Source organism: Streptomyces sp. NPDC088725 (assembly GCF_044751305.1).
GTDB lineage: Bacteria > Actinomycetota > Actinomycetes > Streptomycetales > Streptomycetaceae > Streptomyces.
The window spans coordinates 245,872-263,864 of record NZ_JBIVLO010000008.1; the positions used below are offsets into that span (position 1 = coordinate 245,872).

Below are 17,993 nucleotides of genomic sequence, written 5' to 3' on the forward strand. Positions count from 1 at the left end.
CATGTGAGTGACTGGCACAGTTGGGCAGCGATCGCCGTCTTCGTCGGCACGTATGCCCTGATCATCAGTGAGAAGGTCCACCGCGTCGCCGCGGCACTGGGCGGCGCGGGCCTGATGCTCGCGATAGGCGCGACGGATGATGCCTCCGCGTTCTACTCCGAGGACTCCGGCATCGACTGGAACGTCATCTTCCTGCTCCTGGGCATGATGGTGATCGTCGGGGTACTGAAGAAGACCGGCCTCTTCGAGTACCTGGCCATCTGGTCCGTGAAGAAGGCGAAAGCCAAGCCCTTCCGGGTCATGGCCATGCTGATCATCATCACCGCGGTGGCCTCGGCCCTGCTGGACAACGTCACCACGGTGCTGCTGATCGCACCCGTCACTCTGCTGGTCTGCGACCGGCTCGCTCTGCCCGTCGCGCCGTTCCTGATCGCCGAGGTACTCGCGTCGAACATCGGCGGCACCGCCACCCTGGTCGGCGACCCGCCCAACATCATCATCGCCAGCCGCGCCGGCCTGAACTTCAACGACTTCATCGTCCATCTGGCGCCGCTGTCAGCCCTGCTGACACTCGTGCTCATTGCGATCTGCCGCTTCCTCTTCCGTAAATCCTTCCGCTACGACGAAGACCGTGCGGCGGAAATCATGGAACTGGAGGAGAAGGAAGCCATCCGCGACCCGCGCTTGCTCATCCAGGGTCTGAGCGTGCTGGCTCTGGTCATCATCGGGTTCGTCCTGCACCCCGTACTGCACTTCGAACCGAGCATCGTCGCACTCCTCGGAGCCGGTCTGCTCGTCGCCGTCTCCACCGTCGAGACCGGTGAGGTCCTGGCCGAGGTCGAGTGGCCCACCCTCGCGTTCTTCGCCGGACTGTTCATCATGATCGGCGGTCTCATCGACACCGGTGTCATCGGCGAAGTCTCCAAAGCCCTCGCCAACGCGGTCGGCGACAACGAGCAAGGCGGCTCCCTGCTGATCCTTGTCGCCTCCGGCGTTCTGTCCGGAATTGTCGACAACATCCCCTATGTTGCCACGATGGCGCCCATCACGGCCGACCTCGTACACAGCTTGGGCGGCGACAGCGACCACGTCATGTGGTGGGCCCTCGCCCTGGGCGCCGACCTCGGCGGCAACGCCACCGCGATCGGTGCCAGCGCGAACGTCGTCGTGCTCGGCATCGCCGAACGCAATGGCACCCGCATCTCCTTCTGGCAATTCACCAAGTACGGGCTCGTCGTCACGGCGGCCACCCTGGCGATCTCAGCTGTCTACATCTGGCTGCGCTACTTCACTCTCGGATGAAGCCCGCTCTGTCAGCCATGGGCGAGGGAGTCGCTCCGGCTGCCCGTCCTGGGACAGGTCCCATGCGGTCGTACCGGCTCGATACGATGTGGATCAGCTCACCGCATTGGCGCAGCCGTTTTACTGTGGAAAGGGATCCGTACATATGCCGGCCGAGACATTCGAGTTTCAGGTAGAAGCGCGTCAACTCCTGCAGATGATGATTCATTCCATCTATTCGAACAAAGACGTTTTCCTTCGCGAGCTCATTTCCAACTCCTCTGACGCGCTGGACAAGTTGCGGCTGGAGTCTCTCCGCAACAGCGAGCTGAAGGCCGACACATCCGATCTCCACATCGCCATCGAGGTGGACAGGGATCAGCGCACCCTTACCGTACGTGACAACGGCATTGGGATGTCGCACGACGAAGTGGTTCAGCTGATCGGAACGATCGCGAACTCCGGCACCGCTAAATTCCTGAAGGAATTGAAGGAAGCCAAGGACTCGACGGCTTCGCAGGAACTCATCGGACAGTTCGGTGTCGGTTTCTACTCCAGCTTCATGGTCGCCGATGAAGTCACGCTGCTGACCCGGCACGCGGGAGAGAGCCAGGGCACGCGCTGGGAGTCCAGCGGTGAGGGTACGTATACGGTCGAGACGGTCGACGAGGCGCCGCAAGGAACGTCTGTCACGTTGCGGCTCAAGCCGGAGGACACCGAGGATCAGCTCTTCGACTACACGTCCTCGTGGAAAATCCGGGAAATCGTCAAGCGTTATTCGGACTTCATCACGTGGCCCATCCGGATGAGCTCCGAATCCCCCGCCGAGGCCGCGGAAGAGAGCGAAGCCTCCGCCGAGGTCGAGACGATCAACTCGATGAAGGCGCTGTGGGCCCGGTCCAGGGACGAGGTGACCGATGACGAGTACAGCGAGCTGTACAAGCACATCAGCCACGACTGGTCCGATCCGCTGGAGACCGTCCGCATGCAGGCGGAAGGTACGTTCGAATACCAGGCGCTGCTTTTCATCCCGTCCCACGCGTCGCAGGACCTGTACACCCAGGGGCACAAGCGCGGAGTTCAGCTCTACGTCAAGCGCGTGTTCATCATGGACAACTGCGAAGCGCTCATGCCCGAGTATCTTCGCTTCATCAAGGGTGTCGTCGACGCGCAGGACCTCTCGCTCAATGTGTCGCGTGAAATCCTTCAGCAGGACCGTCAGATCCAGTTGATGCACCGCCGCCTGGTGAAGAAGGTGCTGTCGACGGTGAAGGACTTGATGTCCGGCAGCCCGGACCGCTACCTGACGTTCTGGAAGGAGTTCGGCCCGATCGTCAAGGAAGGGCTCCTCAGCGACTTCGAGAACCGGGACGCGATTCTCGGTATCACGTCATTCGCCTCGACGCAGGACGAGGAGCGGCTGACCACCCTCCAGGAGTACGTGGAGCGTATGAAGGAGGGGCAGCAGCACATCTTCTACATGACGGGCGAGTCCCGTTCGGCCATCGAGAGTTCTCCCCACATGGAGGCTTTCCAGGCCAAGGGCTTCGAAGTGCTGCTTCTCACCGATCCTGTTGACGAGGTATGGGTCCAGTCCGTTCCGGAATTCGATGGCAAGCAATTGCAGTCGATCGCCAAGGGCGAGGTCGACCTCGACACCGAGGAGGAGAAGAAGGAGGTCGAGGCCGAGCGTGAGAAGCAGCAGCAGGACTACGCCGGTCTGCTGAGCTGGATGACGACCGAACTGAGTGAGAGCGTGAAAGAAGTACGGCTCTCGTCGCGGCTCACCGTCTCGCCGGCCTGCATCGTCTCGGACACGAACGATGTCACCCCGACCCTGGCGAACATGTACCGCGCCATGGGCCAGGAGATGCCCGAGATCAAGCGCATCCTCGAACTCAACCCCACCCACCCGCTGGTCACCGGGCTGAAGAAGACGCACACCGAGCGGGAGGCTGACGCGAGTCTCGCGGAGGCAGCCGAACTCCTCTACGGAATGGCCCTTCTGGCGGACGGCGGCGAGTTGAGCGACCCGTCCCGCTTCATCAAGCTGATGGCGGACCGGCTGGAGCGCACGCTGTAGACAGACGCTGATGTCCTGGAGGCGCCTGACGTCGCAGAGGCGCCTGAGCAACCGATCACCCCTGCGGGGCGGGCCGTTCGACGGCCTGCCCCGCCCGGGGTTTCTGGGGCACCGCCGCACACGATCACGACGTACGCGGCCTTGTGGAGCACGTACGGGAGCGCTTTTATGTCATGCCCCCCCCACAAGGAGACGATCATGCGCTTGCGGAAACTGATCACCACACTGACCCTCGCGGCCGTCGGGCTCGCGGCGCCGCTCGCGGCGGCCGGGCCGGCGAGCGCCGCGGAGAACAGACGCGTCGTCGTCTACTACCAGACCCAGTACAACAACGGTACGTATGTGTCCCCCCGGGCCCTCACGGACAACAACACCGGCACGACGGACGTACTCGTCGGCGCCATTCACCTCAACGGCGACGGCGTCGTGACGCTCAACGACAACCCGCCCAGCGACGCCAAGTTCGATCAGATGTGGAGCGATCTGGGCGACATGCAGAGCAAGGGCGTGCACGTGCTGGGCATGCTCGGCGGTGCGGCTCAGGGCAGCTTTCAGCGGCTGGACACCGAATTCGACACGTACTACCCGATGTTGAAAGACGTCATCTCCACCCACCACCTCGACGGCATAGACCTCGACGTCGAGGAGCAGATGTCCCTCCCGGGCGTGGAACGCGTCATAGACCAGTTGCACGCGGACTTCGGCGCCGGCTTTCTGGTCACCCTGGCCCCCGTCGCCACGGCACTGAACGGCGGCGGCAACCTGTCCGGCTTCAGCTACGACGACCTCTACCGCGACCGCGCGTCGTCCATCAGCTGGTTCAACGCGCAGTTCTACTGCGGCTGGGGCTCGCTCTCGAACACCAGCGGCTACGAAGGCATCGTGGACCACGGAGTGGTCCCCGCCTCGAAGGTGGTGGCGGGCACGCTCACGAACGCGGCGAACTGCGGCAGCGGCTACGTCCCGATGGACACCCTCAGGTCGACCGTCTCCTCCCTCGCCTCCACGTACGCGGACTTCGGCGGCGTCGCGGGCTGGGAGTACTTCAACTCCGACCCGGGCGGCACGGCGGCGCCGTGGGAGTGGGCCGCGAACATCTCCTCGGCGATGAACACGACGGTCGCGCGCAAGCAGCCGGCAGCCGCGGTGAAGCAGCCGAGCCCGCGGAGTTGTCCACAGGCGTGAGGGGACCCTGTCGGGATGTCCGAGGGCGGGCGCAGAATGGGGGGCATGACTGAGAACAACGGTTCGTTGCCCGCCCCGGCGCCCGAGATGCCCGAGTGGGAGAAGCGCTTCCGGGCGCCGCGGGTTTCGCTGCCCGACTGGGCGGAGGACGCGCCTGACCGCGCGCTGTTCGTGTCGAACGCGACCGGGACGTACGAGCTGTACGCGTGGGACCGGGCGAGCGGCGCGCAGCGGCAGGCGACGGACCGGCAGAACGGGACGACGGACGGGGTCCTCTCGCCCGACGGTGAGTCGATCTGGTGGTTCTCGGACTCGGACGGGGACGAGTTCGGGGTCTGGATGCGGCAGCCGTTCGGCGGGAGGCCGGACGGAGTCGCCGACGAGCCCGCCGCGCCCGGGCTCGCTCCCTCCTATCCGGCCGGGCTCGCCCTCGGCCGGGACGGCACGGCGGTCGTCGGGCGGTCGACCGATGAGGACGGCTCGTCCCTCCATGTCGTACGGCCGGGCGAGGCACCGGTCGAGATCTACCGGCACCGGGAGTCGGCCGGGGTGGGGGACCTGTCGTACGACGGTTCACTGCTCGCGATCGAGCACACCGAGCACGGGGACGCGATGCACTCCGCGGTGCGGGTGCTGCGGCTGGACGGCTCTGTGGTGGCGGAGCTGGACGACACCGAGGGCGGCACGCGTGAGCTGGGGCTCGAGGTACTGGGCTTCGCTCCGGTGGCCGGGGACAGCAGGCTGCTCATCCGACATCAGCGGCGTGGCCGCTGGGAGCCGATCGTCTGGGATCCGCTGACCGGCGAGCAGACCGAGCTCGCGATCGAACTGCCCGGCGACGTCAACGCCGAGTGGTACGCGGACGGCTCCGGGCTGTTGGTGGCGCACAGTTTCGAGGCCCGCGGTGAGCTGTGGCGCTACGACTTCGCCGAGCAGGCGCTCACGAAGGTCGAGACCCCTGCGGGGACGGTGTCGGGCGCGACCGCCAGGCCGGACGGGACCGTGGAGTATCTGTGGTCGTCGGCCGCGCGGCCACCAGTGGTGCGCTCCACCGCGGGCGGTGTCGTGCTCGACCCACCGGGGATGAAGGCGCCCGCGTCGGTGCCGGTGGAGGACGCCTGGGTGGAGGGCCCCGGCGGCCGGGTCCACGCGCTGGTGCAGCGGCCGGCCGGCGAGGGTCCGTTCCCCACGGTCTTCGAAATCCACGGCGGCCCGACCTGGCACGACAGTGACGCCTTCGCGGCCGGCCCGGCCGCCTGGGTCGATCACGGATACGCGGTCGTACGGGTCAACTACCGCGGCTCCACCGGTTACGGGCGGGCCTGGACCGACGCGCTCAAGCACCGGATCGGGCTGATCGAGCTGGAGGACATCGCGGCGGTCCGGGAATGGGCCGTGACCTCCGGGCTCGCCGACCCGGCGAAGCTGGTGCTGGCGGGCGGGTCGTGGGGCGGCTATCTGACGCTGCTCGGGCTGGGCGTCCAGCCGGAAGCCTGGGCCGTGGGGCTGGCCGCGGTGCCGGTCGCCGACTACGTCACGGCGTACCACGACGAGATGGAGGCCCTGAAGGCGATGGACCGCACGCTGCTGGGCGGTACGCCGGAGGAGGTGCCCGAGAGGTTCGAGGCGTCGTCGCCGCTGACGTACGTCGACGCGGTGCGCGCGCCGGTGTACATCTCGGCAGGCGTCAACGACCCGCGCTGCCCGATCCGCCAGGTCGAGAATTACGTGGACCGCCTCGCGGCGCGCGGTGCCACGCATGAGGTGTACCGGTACGACGCGGGCCACGGCTCGCTCGTGGTGGAGGAGCGGATCAAGCAGGTCCAGCTGGAGCTGGACTTCGCGGCCAAGCATCTGGGGTAGCGGGTGACGGATGGCGGTTACCTGCTTCAGGCGCCCGCTCTCGGGCTCTGAAGCAGGTACGGGCCCCGCCCCGAGGCGGCGACAGGCCGGTGCCCGGGCGCAGGGACAGCCAAGGGGGTCGGCCGCGCACGGACGAGGGCCCGGAAGCGGTCGCCGCGCTTCCGGACCCCGGCCGCCGGGGCCCCGGGGCCGAGCCGTGGGCGAAGGTTCCGTACCGTGGAGGGGTGTACCGGTTTCTGGTGACTCCGCGCTGGTGGGGAATCAATGTCTTCGTCCTGCTGGCGATCCCGTTCTGCGTCTTCATGGGGACCTGGCAGCTCGGCCGTTTCGAGGACCGCGTCGATACGCACAAGGCCGCCGAGGCGCGCCCCGATCCCGCCGATCGGGAAGCGGAGCCGCTCGGAAAGCTGCTGCCCGTCGACCAGGAGACCTCAGGCCGGCACGCCACGGCGAGCGGACGGTACGAGGACCAGTTCCTGGTGCCCGACCGGCAGCTGGACGGCAAGAACGGCTCGTACGTCCTGACCATGCTGCGTACGGACGGCGGCAAGGCGCTGCCCGTCGTACGCGGATGGCTGGCCCCGGGCAGGAAAGCGCCCGCGCCGCCGCAGGGCGACGTCACCGTGGTCGGCGCGCTCCAGGCGTCGGAGACGTCGGGCAGCGACGGCGTGGTGCATACGGGCGTCGGCCTGCCGCACGGCCAGTTGGGCATGATCAGCGCCGCGTCGCTGGTCAACCTCGTCCCGTACGAGGTGTACAACGCGTGGATCACGGTCGCCCGGGCGCCGGACGGACTGCTCCCCGTACCCGCGGCGGCGCCGCAGAACACCGGGCTCGACCTCAAGGCGTTCCAGAACCTGGGCTACACCGGTGAGTGGTTCGTCTTCGCCGGGTTCGTGGTCTTCATGTGGTTCCGGCTGCTGCGCCGCGAGGTCGAGGCGGTCAAGGACGAGGCCCTCGGGCTGGAAACCGCTGCCTGACCGTCCTCGCAGCCGACGAGCGGCACTACGGAGTGCTGAGGACGCCCGTTCGGTAGATCGTGCCCGCGCAGGCGTTGGGAATCGTCGCGGACGCGCTCGACGCGCCCGGCTCAGGGGTGTGCGACACGGAGACGCTGCCGTCCTCCGCGGCGTCCTCGGTGAGGAGCTGGGGCTCCAGATTCGCCGTTTCCGCGCCGGATCCCGCTTCTGTCTTCGCGTCGGGGACCGAGCCGGAACCACCGCTCTCGTCCGAGGATTCCGAAGAGTCGTCCCCGGAAGGTGCGGGCGTCTGGGAAGGCGTGGGCTCGGAGGCCGGACACGTGTCGGAGGGCACCCACGCGAACCTCACCTCGTAGGAGGTGTTCGGCGCGAGCAGCAGCGCGGCGGCCTCCTGCGACGGGTCGGGCAGCCCGGACGCCGGGTCACCCGACACGTGCTCCACGACCTGGATCCTGCCGGGGTCGGCCGCGCCCATCGCCTCGAAGCCGATGGATCCGGCGCCGGTTACCGCGCAGTCGCTGCCCGAGACGTTGGCGACGCGGAAAGTCCCGTACACCCTGCCCGCCCCGTCCGGCTCGCCGGCCTCGGCGGCGGTGATCCCGAGCTGGCCGGGGTCGCACACGGGTGAGGAGGCACTGAACGGGTTCGTGGAGCTGGAGGCGCCACCCAGGACGCCGCCGGGAGTGCCGCCAAAGGCACCGCCGAGGGCGCCACCCAGGGCGCCGCCGGCACCGCCGCCTTCGGGGTCGGCCGACTCGGAGCCGCCGGACTCCTTCGTCTTGCCGGGGTCACCCTCGTCACCGGTCATCGTGCCCGAGGGCTTGCCGTTCTTCTGCCCTGCCGCGCCGCCCGTGCTCGTGTCACCGCCCGCGCCGCCCTGGGCCTGCTGGCCGTGACCGGCGTTGACGGCGTGGTCCTGAGCCGTACCGCCGGCCCCCGCGACGTGGACGAAAGCAGGAATCGCCGTACCGAACAGGAGCACGGCGGCGGCCGCGCCCACGAGCGCCTGCCGCTTCCTGGCCCGCCTGCGGGGCACTGCCTTGAGCAGATGATCGAGGGTGCCGTCGGACGGCTCCAGGTCCTCTACGGCGCCGTGCAGCAGCCGGCGCAGCGCCTGCTCCTCACCGCCGAGGCCGCTCGACTCGTTCTCCGGCCCGTTGTTCACAATTCCGTTCCCACTCAGGTCGCGCAACGGCCCGTCCGGCCCGTCCTGATCGATCCGTTTGTTCCGCTGCTGATGCCGCTGGTGCCGTTGAGGCCTCTGCGGCTGGTTCTCGCGGTCCCGCCGACCACCGGGGCCGCGCCCACTCGGTCTTTGCCCGCTCCGCCCGCGCTCATTCATGAATCGGCCCCCATGACGACGCGCAGCGCCGCGATGCCCCGGGAACCGTAGGCCTTCACCGAGCCCAGGGATATCCCCAGGGTCTCGGCGACCTGCGCCTCCGTCATGTCGGAGAAGTACCGCAGGACCAGTACCTCGCGCTGACGCCGTTGCAGCCCGCGCATCGCCTTGATCAGCGCGTCCCGCTCCAGCTGGTCGTACGCGCCCTCCTCGGCGCTCGCCATGTCCGGCATCGGCTTGGAGAGCAGCTTGAGACCGAGGATGCGACGGCGCAGGGCGGACCGGGAAAGGTTGACGACAGTCTGCCGCAGGTACGCGAGGGTCTTCTCCGGCTCCCGTACGCGTTTGCGCGCCGAGTGGACCCGGATGAACGCCTCTTGGACGACGTCCTCGCAGGAGGCGGTGTCGTCCAGGAGGAGCGCGGCGAGGCCGAGCAGCGAACGGTAATGGGCGCGGTAGGTCTCGGTCAGATGGTCGACGGTCGTGCCCGCGGTCATCGAGTCGTCAGCGCTCTCACGCTGGGACGGGATGCGGGCGGGCCGCGTCGTCGGCACGGGAGCGATCACCGGCATGCCCTCGGGCGTGCGGGGTCGCCGGGGAGGGCGTATCGCGCCGCGTATCGGGCCGATCGCTGTGATGTCGAGAACCTCTGCCACGTCTGTTGGACACGCTTCCCCCCGTCAGGGTTGTACGCGCACGCCACCACTTTTGACGCTGCACTCATTACCCTCATACGTAACCGATCTCCCCCAGTGCCCCGATATGCGCCGCGCCGCATGGGGCTACCACGTAGACGCATCCGTGTCGGCGAGCGGTTGCGAACCCGGACGGAAAGCCAACTGGGGCATCGTCGGACATCACGACGTCCCAGTTCAAGTGGTACAGACCACCGACTTGATCACAGGACGTTCACAAGACGCACAAAAAAAGAAGGAGAGTTTCACGGAACGGACAGCGGACCGCATCGGCGGGCCGGCCTGCGGCTATTCAGAAAGCCGCTGCGACAGTTCCGCAGCCACGGTCTCGGCGATCTGAGCCGTGTTCAGCGCAGCGCCCTTACGGAGGTTGTCGCCACAGACGAACAACTCCAGCGCCCTCGGGTCGTCCAGCGAGCGGCGCACGCGCCCCACCCACGTCGGGTCCGTCCCCACGACGTCGGCGGGCGTCGGGAAATCGCCCGCCCCCGGGTTGTCGAACAGCACCACACCCGGCGAGGTCGCCAGGATCTCGTGCGCCCGGTCGACCGTGATCTCGTGCTCGAAGCGCGCGTGCACGGCCAGCGAGTGCGTGGTGATGACCGGGACATGGACGCAGGTCGCCGCCACCCGCAGATCGGGCAGGTCGAGGATTTTCCTGCTCTCCTCGCGGATCGCCATCTCCTCGGAGGACCAGCCGCCTTCCTGGAGCGATCCCGACCACGGCACGACATTGAGCGCGAGCGGTCCGGGGAAAGGCCCGGTGGTGTCGCCCACGGCACGGCGCACATCCCCCGGATGCGCCCCCAGCTCCGTACCGGCGACCACGGAGAGCTGGTCGCGCAGGGCCGTGACACCGTCCTGTCCGGCGCCGCTGACCGCTTGGTACGAGGAGACCACCAGCTCCCGCACACCGAACTCGGCGTGCAGCGCGCCCACCGCGACGATCATGGACAGCGTGGCCGATCCCGGGCTCGCGATGATGGAGCGCGGACGGGACCGTACGGCGTGCGGATTCAGCTCGGGCACGACCAGGGGTACGTCGGGGTCCATCCGGAAAGCGGCCGAATTGTCCACGACGACCGCGCCCTTGGCGGCCGCGATCGGCGCCCAGTACGCGGACACCTCGTCCGGCACGAGGAACAGCGCCACGTCGATGCCGTCCAGCGCCTCCTCGGAGAGCCCGACGACCTCGGTTGCCTCGCCGCGTACGGACAGCTTGCGGCCGTCCGTACGCGGCGAGGCGATCAGTCTGATGTCGCCCCACACATCGGCGTGTTGCGACAGGATCTGGAGCATGACGGCGCCGACAGCACCGGTCGCACCGACGACCGCGAGTGCCGGTCTGCCGGTCATCGCCCAGAGCCTCCGTAGACAACGGCCTCGTCGGAGTCGCTGTCGAGCCCGAAGGCGGTGTGTACGGCGCGCACGGCCTCGTTGACCTCGTCGGCGCGGGTGACCACCGAGATGCGGATCTCGGATGTCGAGATCAACTCGATGTTCACGCCCGCGTTCGACAGAGCCTCGAAGAAGGTCGCCGTCACGCCCGGGTTGGTCTTCATGCCGGCGCCGACCAGCGAGATCTTGGCGATCTGGTCGTCGTAGCGCAGCGAGGCGAAGCCCACCGTCGACTTCGTCTTCTCCAGGGCGTCGACCGCCTTGCGGCCCTCGGTCTTGGGCAGCGTGAAGGAGATGTCCGTCAGGCCCGTCGACGCGGCGGATACGTTCTGCACGACCATGTCGATGTTGATGTCGTTGTCCGCGATGGCCCGGAAGATCGTGGCGGCCTCACCGGGCCTGTCGGGGACACCGACGACCGTGATCTTCGCCTCGGAGGTGTCATGGGCGACACCGGAGATGATGGCCTGCTCCACCTTGCGGTCCCCTTGTGGTTCGTTGCTGACCCATGTGCCTTGCAGCCCCGAGAACGAGGACCTCACATGGATCGGGATGTTGTAGCGACGTGCGTACTCCACGCACCGGTGCAGCAGCACCTTGGAGCCGGAACTCGCGAGTTCCAGCATGTCACCGAAGGAGATCCAGTCAATCTTCCGCGCCTTCGGCACGACCCTCGGGTCGGCCGTGAAGACGCCGTCCACGTCCGTGTAGATCTCACAGACCTCGGCTTCCAGCGCGGCCGCGAGCGCGACCGCGGTGGTGTCGGAACCACCGCGCCCCAGGGTGGTGATGTCCTTCTTGTCCTGGGACACGCCCTGGAATCCAGCGACGATGGCGATGTTGCCCTCGTCCAGCGCCGTACGGATCCGGCCCGGCGTGACATCGATGATGCGCGCTTTGTTGTGGACCGAGTCGGTGATGACGCCGGCCTGACTGCCCGTGAACGACTGGGCCTCATGGCCCAGGTTTTTGATCGCCATGGCCAGCAGCGCCATGGAGATCCGCTCTCCCGCGGTCAACAGCATGTCGAACTCTCGCCCGGCCGGAATCGGGGACACCTGCCCGGCGAGATCGATCAACTCGTCCGTCGTGTCGCCCATCGCGGATACCACGACGACCACTTGGTGGCCGCTCTTCTTGGCATCCACAATGCGCTTGGCGACTCGCTTGATGCCTTCGGCATCGGCTACGGAGGAGCCTCCGTACTTCTGCACGACAAGGCCCACGTGCGCTCCTCGATCCATTCATTACGTTGTCGGCTCAGTTTAACGAGCGACCGCATGGCGACCCGTTCATATCAAAGCGTGAGATGTCCCGCTCACTCCAAGAACCGGGTGCCGCACACAGCCGTTCCGTGGGGAACCATGCCCCGGACCGCGCGGACCACGCACAACGTGGGCCACGTCACGCCGGGCGCGCCGTCGCCGTCGGGCTGTACGGGCGCGTGCGTTTCAAGGGCGCGCACGTGAACGGTCGCGGCCAGCCGCGGTGGAGCGCTAGCCGAGTTCGAGACTGGTGACCGCGAACAGTCCCGGCAGGTCCACGTCCGGAGCCGGGCCCGTGTACATCCGCGCGGCCTCGAAGGAAGGTGTCAGGCCGAGTTCCTCCGCCAGCGCCACGGACGGTCCGTTGATGTCGGGAATGTCGAGGGCCACGGGCTCTCCGGGAACGGTCGAGGCGAGCCCGGCCACCAGCGCGGCCGCGACACCCCGCGAGGAGGCGTACAGCGGCCCGATGCGCGAAGCTCCGCTGCACGGGCGCATCGCCGCGAAGCCTTGCAGCGCTCCGTCCCGCACCGCGACGAGGCCGGTCCGGCCGGGCAGGCCGATCCATGAGGCGAGGAACGCGTCACGCGGCGCGGGAAAGAACCGGCGGTCGTAGGCGGCCAGTTGATCGAAGGCGACGGTGCGGGCGTCGACCAGCGCGATGCCGTCCGCGACGGCTTCCGCCGTGCCGTCCGCGATGCCGTCACCGGTGCCGTTCGTGAGGTCGAGGCCGGTGGGGACGCCTTCGTAGCGGATGTTGTTCCACACTCTGCGAAAGCCGGACTTGCGGTAGTTCTCCTGCTGGTCCACCACTCCGTCGAGGCCGATGTTGCGGCCGGCCAGCCGCGCCATGGCGGCCTGCCAGACCTGGATTCCGTATCCCCGCCCGCGCACCGACGGGCGGGCGATGTAGAAACCGATGAACCCGAAGCCGCTGCCGTAGCGCACGGCGGAGATGGACACGACCGCTTTACCGTCCAGCCGCCCGAACAGAAACCCCGCCGGGTCGGCCGGGAAGAAGGCGAGACCGTCGGACTTCCCCGGATTCCATCCCTCTTCGTGCGCCCACATGGCGAGTTGGCCGACTTCATCGGCGTTCGCCGTTCCGATCTCAAACGTCACTGTCGATCTCCAGCGAGGTAGTCACACCCTCCACGGCGCCGAGGGCCCGCGGTTGAGAGCACGATACGCCGGAAGGGCACGGCATCCGGCGAAAGCGTCAAAGTCGGACAACAGCTCCCCCGAACGGTGTACTTTACGAATGGTGTTCGTCTGGCTACCGTAGTCGCTATGTCCGAAAACGCACCGCGTGAGATCGTCAGCCGCCGCGCCCGGCCCGCCAAGGCGCCCCTGAGCCAGGGCGCCATCGTCACCACGGGCCTGGAGCTGCTGAGCCAGTACGGGCTGTCCGGGCTGAGCCTGCGCAAGGTGGCCACCGCCCTCGACACCGGCCCGGCGTCGCTGTATGTGTACGTGTCGAATCTGGACGAGCTGCACTCGCTGATACTGGAGCGCGCGCTCGGCGACGTTGTCGGGCCTCAGGAGGGTGTCGCGCGCGAGACCGGCGACTGGCGCGGGCGGCTCAAGTCCGTCCTCCGCTCCTATCTGAACGTACTGACGGAGCGGCCGGGCCTGGCGCAGCTCGCCATGAACACGGTCGCGGCGGGTCCCCACGCCCTCCGCCTGACCGAAAGCCTGCTGGAACCGCTGGTCGAGGGCGGTGTCGACCCACGGGTCGCGGCGTGGGCCGTCGACCTGCTCCTGCTCCAGGTCACCGGAACCGCCGCCGGACAGAGCGCGAGCCACACGTGGAACGGCCCGTTGAGTCCGCTGGCCCGCGCCTACGTGAACGCCCCCGCGCGGGACTTCCCGCTCATCCACACCCTGCACGTGGACCTGTCCTCCGGTGGCCTCGCCCGGTTCGACTGGGCGCTTGACGTCCTCATCGACGGCATAGCCCACAGCCGCCCAGCCGGACGAATCCCGGGCACCAGCTCCACGCCGGGCGTCGGGGAAACGAGCAGCACGAAGGCTGAGGCGAGGGCGGCCGGTGCCGTCAGCGGAGTGCGCGCAGGCCCAGGGGGGCGCCGATCTCCGCGGCCATGACCTGGCCGGCCTCTTCCGCCAGGATGTCTTCCGCGCCTTCGCTCAGGTCCTGGTCCGTGTCCAGGCCGTCCAGAGCCGGAAGGGGCTGGTCGAGGCGGACGTGGGCCACCAGGGACTGGAGGGCGCGAAGAGTGGCCGAGGCGGTGGAGCCCCAGCTGGAGAAGTACGAGAACTGCCACCACCACAGCGCCTCGGTGACCCGGCCCGCACGGTAGTGGGCCATGCCGTGGCGCAGGTCGGAGACCACGCCCGCGATGTCGTCGGAAATGCGCGAGGGCACAGGCGCCTTGCGGGGCTCGTACGGGTCGAAGACCTCGGAGTAGACATCGATCGGCTCCAGGATCACGGCGAAGCGCTCGCGCAGCTCGTCGGTGTCCGGCTCCGGACCGAGGTCGGGCTCGTACCGGTCGGCGGGGAGGATGTCCTCGTGCGCGCCGAGGCGACCGCCGGCCAGCATGAGCTGGGAGAACTCCAGCAGCAGGAACGGGACCGCGCTGTCGGGTTCGTCGCCCTTCGCCACCTCCGTGACGGCGACGATGAAGCTCTCGATCTGGTCGGCGATCTGGACCGCGAAGTCGTTCGGGTCCTGAGCGGAATCGTGCAGCGTTGCGTCAGACATCGAGAAGTCGTCTCCCCTCGAAGGCACGCCCGAGCGTGACCTCGTCGGCATATTCCAGGTCGCCCCCTACGGGAAGACCACTGGCCAGGCGTGTGACCTTCAAACCCATCGGTTTGATCATGCGGGCGAGATAGGTGGCGGTGGCCTCGCCCTCCAGGTTGGGGTCTGTCGCGAGGATCAGCTCGGTGACCGTTCCGTCGGCGAGGCGGGTCAGCAATTCGCGGATCCGCAGGTCGTCGGGGCCGACGCCCTCGATGGGGCTGATCGCGCCGCCGAGCACGTGGTACTTCCCCCGGAACTCGCGGGTGCGCTCGATGGCGACGACGTCCTTCGGCTCCTCCACGACACAGATCACCGTCAGATCGCGGCGGGCGTCACGGCAGATGCCGCACAGCTCCTCCTGGGCGACATTGCCGCACACGGCACAGAACCGGACCTTGTCCTTGACCTCAAGGAGGATCTGAGCGAGACGGCGTACGTCGGTGGGCTCGGCCTGGAGGATGTGGAAAGCGATCCGCTGCGCGCTCTTGGGCCCGACGCCGGGCAGCCTGCCCAGTTCGTCGATGAGGTCCTGGACCACGCCTTCGTACACGGATTGCCTTCCTGAGTGCCGATACCGCCGGCAGGTGCTGCTACGGGTGACCGGGTGTCGCTATGAGTGAGAGGTACTGCCGCGGGTACTGCTCCGTCGTACGGTAGTTGGTCCGCGCCGACCTTTGAAGAGCGGATTTCAGAAGGGCAGCCCCGGCATGCCGCCCAGGCCCTGGGCCAGCGGACCCAGCTTTTCCTGCTGGAGCTGCTGCGCGTTGTCGTTCGCCGCCTGCACTGCGGCCAGTACGAGATCCGCCAGCGTCTCGGTGTCTTCGGGGTCGACGGCCTTCGGGTCGATGACCAGGCCACGCAGCTCACCTGAGCCGTTGACGGTGGCCCTCACGAGGCCTCCGCCCGCCTGGCCTTCGACCTCGGTCGCCGCCAGCTCCTCCTGCGCACGCGCGAGGTCCTGCTGCATCTTCTGAGCCTGCTGAAGCAGCTCTTGCATATTGGGCTGCCCGCCACCGGGAATCACAGTCACTCCTGGCATTTCGTCGACAATTTTCCTGTACAGCGAGCCTACGTGGTCCCCACGCACCTCGCCCCACCCGGCGGGGACCAACTCTTTCGGGTGAGACCCGCCGACTCCCCTACCTGATCACGGCCCCCATGTGGGCGGAGTAAGCGTGATTCCGCACGCATGGCCCACCATTCGGCGGTAGGAAGTGCATGTGCGTGCGTATACGTACGGATCAGCGGCGTGGATCAGCAGTTCGGATCAGCAGCTCGCGGGCATACGCGCGCCCCGAGCGGGGCGGACATGCGTGCGGCCCGCCGGTCACACAAAGCCCCGCCCTACCGAGTCCCCGTCACACAGAGTTACAGCAGACCGCAGAGGAGTGGCCCCGGTGAGCCAGCCGGAGATGCAGCCCGGAGGCCCCTCCCGGGACGGAGGGCCTGCCCACGAGGGAGGTACCGCCCGGGAGGAGGGGGCCGGCCCCCTGTCCGGCGCGAACGCCGGTGCCGTGTACGGCGAGGGCGGCCCGCCGAGCGGCGATCTGACCGGAGGGCCGTTCCCCCTCGGAGACTGGGGCGAGCCCGCCGTACGGCTCGACGAGCTGTACCGGTGGGTGGAGACGGGTGCGCTGCGCACCGTCGGCTGGTACCTGGCGGAGCGCGCGCGCAAGCGCCGTTACGCCCGCGTCCTGCGGGCCGCCACGGCGCTCGGGATCGTCTCGGGCGCGGCGCTGCCCCTGCTGGATCTGATCGGGGCGCTCGGCGGGGCGTCGGGGTGGGGATACCTCTTGCTGCTGCTCGGCGCGGCGAGTCTGGCCTGCGACAAGTACTTCGGGCTCACGTCGGGCTGGATGCGGGCCGTCGCGGCGGCACAGGCGGTCCAGCGCAGGCTCCAGACGCTCCAGTTCGACTGGGCGTCGGAATGCGTACGCGAGGTCCTCGGCCCGACGGAGGGCACGGCGAGCGAGGCGGCGGAGCGGTGCCTCGGCGTGCTGCGGAAGTTCACGGAGGAGATGACGGAGCTGGTGCGGGCCGAGACGGCGGACTGGATGACGGAGTTCCACTCGGGCCACGCGCCGCTGGTGATGCAGTCCGTGCCGATGGGCGGCACGCGTACGGGAGGCACCGGCGCGATGCCCGGCCGCTTCCCTTTCCCGCCCGGCGCCCGGCCGAACATGCCACGTCAGAGGCCGCCGGAGCCTCGGTAGCCGACGGCCATGAGGGCCGGCGCACCCACCGTGCGCCGGCCCTCGTCGCCGTGAATCAGCCTGCTGTGGATCAGCCTGCCGTGGATATGCGTCCGCACATCAACTGACGTACGGCGCGCCCGCACAGCAGCGTCCGCGGCAGCACTCGTACAGCAGCGCCGCACGTCATCCGACGTGCGCCGGCGCCCGGACACCGCGTCCGTGCACCGGCCGTCAGCTGAAGATGATCATCGAGCCCTGCCCCAGGCTACGGGTGGCAGCCGCGTGCAGGCCCAGCCATACATGCCGTTCACGGGCGAACGGGCTGTCGTCGTAGGGGACATGGCCCGCCGGTTCCTCCAAGGACGTGGGGTGTTCCGGCGGGATCGGGGGTGCCGGGGGGTTGGCCGGGTCGATACCGATCGCCGGGCCGACGATTTCCAGTTCGCGCAGCAGCCCCTGGGTGGAGCCCAACGGGCCTCCGCCTTCGAGCAGTTCGTCGTTGGAGAGGGGCGCGGCGTAGTCCACGGGGACGTACGCGCCCGCGTGGTCGTAGTGCCAGACCAGGTGCGACTGCTGGGCCGTCGACTCGAACATCTCCAGCAACTGCTCGTAGTCACCGCCCAGTTCGCCGACGGGCGTCACAGCGAGGCCGCAGACCTGGAGCAGGTACGCGCGCCGCAGGAAGTGCAGCGCGTCGTAGTCGAAGCCGGCGACCGGGGCGACATCCCCCGAGAGGCCCGGCATATAGGCGAAGACGGGGACGGACGGCAGCCCGGCGTCGCCGAGCGCCTTGTCGTAGATGGCGATCTCTTCGGCGAAGGGATTGTCGGGGCTGTGGCACAGCACATCGACGAGGGGGACCAACCACAGGTCACAGGCCAAGGGAGGCTCGCTCTCCAACCGGTTCGTACGCGTCCGCGCGCTGGTCGCGATGGTCAA

16 protein-coding genes are annotated in these 17,993 nt (G+C 68.2%); 7 read left to right on the plus strand and 9 right to left on the minus strand.

Annotated features, from left to right (window positions below):
- The first annotated feature begins 3 nt into the window (after window positions 1–3).
- From ACIP6N_RS21775 to ACIP6N_RS21795, 5 genes are all read left to right on the plus strand, one after another.
- Complete coding sequence (locus ACIP6N_RS21775; protein ID WP_401817713.1) at window positions 4–1,302, plus strand: SLC13 family permease; 1,299 nt, start codon at window positions 4–6, stop codon at window positions 1,300–1,302.
- A gap of 145 nt (window positions 1,303–1,447) precedes the next feature.
- A complete protein-coding gene (gene htpG / locus ACIP6N_RS21780; RefSeq protein ID WP_401817891.1) occupies window positions 1,448–3,364 on the plus strand; it encodes a molecular chaperone HtpG in 1,917 nt (638 codons plus the stop codon).
- Between the two features lie 198 nt (window positions 3,365–3,562).
- Window positions 3,563–4,549, plus strand: a complete 987-nt coding sequence (locus ACIP6N_RS21785; RefSeq protein WP_401817716.1) for a chitinase — start codon at window positions 3,563–3,565, stop codon at window positions 4,547–4,549.
- 45 nt (window positions 4,550–4,594) lie between these two features.
- Window positions 4,595–6,412: a S9 family peptidase gene (locus ACIP6N_RS21790; protein WP_401817717.1), complete on the plus strand. Its 1,818-nt coding sequence runs from the start codon at window positions 4,595–4,597 to the stop codon at window positions 6,410–6,412.
- A gap of 224 nt (window positions 6,413–6,636) precedes the next feature.
- The gene (locus ACIP6N_RS21795) at window positions 6,637–7,392 is read left to right on the plus strand and encodes an SURF1 family protein (protein WP_401817720.1); all 756 of its coding nucleotides are present in this window, start codon (window positions 6,637–6,639) and stop codon (window positions 7,390–7,392) included.
- A 25-nt stretch (window positions 7,393–7,417) separates the two neighbouring features.
- On the opposite strand, the gene ACIP6N_RS21800 is transcribed toward ACIP6N_RS21795, so the two are convergent.
- The 5 genes from ACIP6N_RS21800 to ACIP6N_RS21820 all read right to left on the minus strand — a co-directional run bounded on the left by ACIP6N_RS21800 (window position 7,418) and on the right by ACIP6N_RS21820 (window position 13,163).
- Window positions 7,418–8,557, minus strand: coding sequence for a hypothetical protein (locus tag ACIP6N_RS21800; RefSeq protein ID WP_401817723.1), 1,140 nt, complete (start codon window positions 8,555–8,557; stop codon window positions 7,418–7,420).
- A 173-nt stretch (window positions 8,558–8,730) separates the two neighbouring features.
- Window positions 8,731–9,390, minus strand: coding sequence for a SigE family RNA polymerase sigma factor (locus tag ACIP6N_RS21805; RefSeq protein WP_401817725.1), 660 nt, complete (start codon window positions 9,388–9,390; stop codon window positions 8,731–8,733).
- Between the two features lie 327 nt (window positions 9,391–9,717).
- Entirely contained in the window at window positions 9,718–10,785 is a 1,068-nt protein-coding gene (locus ACIP6N_RS21810; protein WP_401817727.1) for an aspartate-semialdehyde dehydrogenase, read from the minus strand.
- Window positions 10,782–12,053 (minus strand): aspartate kinase, encoded by a 1,272-nt coding sequence (locus tag ACIP6N_RS21815; protein WP_401817730.1) that lies wholly within the window; start codon window positions 12,051–12,053, stop codon window positions 10,782–10,784. Before ACIP6N_RS21815 ends, ACIP6N_RS21810 begins: the two co-directional genes overlap by 4 nt.
- Window positions 12,054–12,323: 270 nt before the next feature.
- Window positions 12,324–13,163 carry a GNAT family N-acetyltransferase gene (locus ACIP6N_RS21820; RefSeq protein WP_401817893.1) on the minus strand — a complete coding sequence of 280 codons (840 nt, stop codon included), beginning with the start codon at window positions 13,161–13,163 and terminating at the stop codon, window positions 12,324–12,326.
- Between the two features lie 219 nt (window positions 13,164–13,382).
- Between ACIP6N_RS21820 and ACIP6N_RS21825 the strand changes: the two genes are divergently transcribed.
- Window positions 13,383–14,198 (plus strand): TetR/AcrR family transcriptional regulator, encoded by an 816-nt coding sequence (locus ACIP6N_RS21825; RefSeq protein WP_401817732.1) that lies wholly within the window; start codon window positions 13,383–13,385, stop codon window positions 14,196–14,198.
- Here ACIP6N_RS21825 and ACIP6N_RS21830 read toward each other — a convergent pair.
- The 3 genes from ACIP6N_RS21830 to ACIP6N_RS21840 all read right to left on the minus strand — a co-directional run bounded on the left by ACIP6N_RS21830 (window position 14,149) and on the right by ACIP6N_RS21840 (window position 15,883).
- Window positions 14,149–14,817 carry a DUF5063 domain-containing protein gene (locus tag ACIP6N_RS21830; protein WP_401817734.1) on the minus strand — a complete coding sequence of 223 codons (669 nt, stop codon included), beginning with the start codon at window positions 14,815–14,817 and terminating at the stop codon, window positions 14,149–14,151. The two genes, ACIP6N_RS21825 and ACIP6N_RS21830, sit on opposite strands and share 50 nt — an antisense overlap.
- Complete coding sequence (recR, locus tag ACIP6N_RS21835) at window positions 14,810–15,409, minus strand: recombination mediator RecR (RefSeq protein WP_401817736.1); 600 nt, start codon at window positions 15,407–15,409, stop codon at window positions 14,810–14,812. The genes ACIP6N_RS21830 and recR overlap by 8 nt, the downstream gene beginning before the upstream one ends.
- 138 nt (window positions 15,410–15,547) lie before the next feature.
- A complete protein-coding gene (locus tag ACIP6N_RS21840; protein ID WP_401817896.1) occupies window positions 15,548–15,883 on the minus strand; it encodes a YbaB/EbfC family nucleoid-associated protein in 336 nt (111 codons plus the stop codon).
- A gap of 373 nt (window positions 15,884–16,256) precedes the next feature.
- Between ACIP6N_RS21840 and ACIP6N_RS21845 the strand changes: the two genes are divergently transcribed.
- Complete coding sequence (locus ACIP6N_RS21845; RefSeq protein ID WP_401817739.1) at window positions 16,257–17,072, plus strand: SLATT domain-containing protein; 816 nt, start codon at window positions 16,257–16,259, stop codon at window positions 17,070–17,072.
- 213 nt (window positions 17,073–17,285) lie between these two features.
- On the opposite strand, the gene ACIP6N_RS21850 is transcribed toward ACIP6N_RS21845, so the two are convergent.
- A complete protein-coding gene (locus ACIP6N_RS21850; protein WP_401817898.1) occupies window positions 17,286–17,936 on the minus strand; it encodes a hypothetical protein in 651 nt (216 codons plus the stop codon).
- Window positions 17,937–17,993 lie beyond the last annotated feature (57 nt).

What these genes read in the sequence shown, in the direction of transcription:
- htpG (WP_401817891.1), top strand. Translation starts at nt 1,448, where the DNA reads ATGCCGGCCGAGACATTCGAGTTTCAGGTAGAAGCGCGTCAACTCCTG.
- ACIP6N_RS21785 (WP_401817716.1), top strand. Translation starts at nt 3,563, where the DNA reads ATGCGCTTGCGGAAACTGATCACCACACTGACCCTCGCGGCCGTCGGG.
- ACIP6N_RS21790 (WP_401817717.1), top strand. Translation starts at nt 4,595, where the DNA reads ATGACTGAGAACAACGGTTCGTTGCCCGCCCCGGCGCCCGAGATGCCC.
- ACIP6N_RS21810 (WP_401817727.1), bottom strand. Translation starts at nt 10,785, where the DNA reads ATGACCGGCAGACCGGCACTCGCGGTCGTCGGTGCGACCGGTGCTGTC.
- ACIP6N_RS21820 (WP_401817893.1), bottom strand. Translation starts at nt 13,163, where the DNA reads ATGTGGGCGCACGAAGAGGGATGGAATCCGGGGAAGTCCGACGGTCTC.
- ACIP6N_RS21825 (WP_401817732.1), top strand. Translation starts at nt 13,383, where the DNA reads ATGTCCGAAAACGCACCGCGTGAGATCGTCAGCCGCCGCGCCCGGCCC.
- ACIP6N_RS21830 (WP_401817734.1), bottom strand. Translation starts at nt 14,817, where the DNA reads ATGTCTGACGCAACGCTGCACGATTCCGCTCAGGACCCGAACGACTTC.